Annotated in this window: 1 protein-coding gene; it reads right to left on the bottom strand. The window is 70.9% G+C overall.

The annotated features are described in order from the left end of the window. Positions 1-756: acyltransferase domain-containing protein (locus tag ACFIF2_RS35900; RefSeq protein WP_395577490.1), on the bottom strand; the 756-nt coding region annotated here is incomplete at both ends.

The raw sequence follows: 756 nt of genomic DNA, 5'->3' as shown, positions 1-756 counted from the left end.
GGCGTGGGACACTTTCAGGCGGGTCGTCCGCTCGAAGTGCCCGGCCACTTCGGTGACCGCGTCCTCGTCCCCGGAGATCACCACAGACCTCGGCCCGTTGACGGCGGCCACGGTCACACCGTCGGTGAGATGCGGACGTACTTCTTCTTCGGTGGCCTGTACGGCGATCATCGCGCCGCCTTCGGGGAGCGCGTCCATCAGTCGGGCCCGGGCGCCCACCAGTGTTGCCGCGTCCTCCAGGGACAGCACTCCCGCGACGTGCGCGGCCGTCAGCTCACCGATGGAATGCCCCGCCACGACGTCCGGGCGCACACCCCACGACTCCAGCAGCCGGAACAAGGCGACCTCGTGGGCGAACAGGGCGGGCTGCGTGAACCCCGTACGGTCCAGGTCGTCGCCGCCCTCCCACATCACCTCCCGCAACGGCAACCCGAGCGCATCGACCACCTCGTCGAGCGCCCGCGCGAACACCGGGAACGCCTCGTACAACTCCCGTCCCATGCCCGCACGCTGACTGCCCTGCCCCGAGAACACGAACGCCGTACGACCGGTCACCGGCGAAACACCCGGCTTCTCACCGGACACCACCGCGCCCAGCCCACGCAGCAGTTCCTCCGTGTCGCGACCCACCACCACGGCCCGGCGTTCCAGCGCGCTCCGCGTGGTGGCCAGCGAGAACCCCACATCCAGCGGCGTCAGATCGTCCCGCCCGGCCACATACCCCGCCAGCCGCTCCGCCTGCGCCCGCAACGCACC

This window comes from Streptomyces sp. BK79, from assembly GCF_044142145.1.
GTDB lineage: Bacteria > Actinomycetota > Actinomycetes > Streptomycetales > Streptomycetaceae > Streptomyces.
Note: the sequence above shows the minus strand (reverse complement) of the source record. Positions and strands in the feature narration are given on the sequence as shown.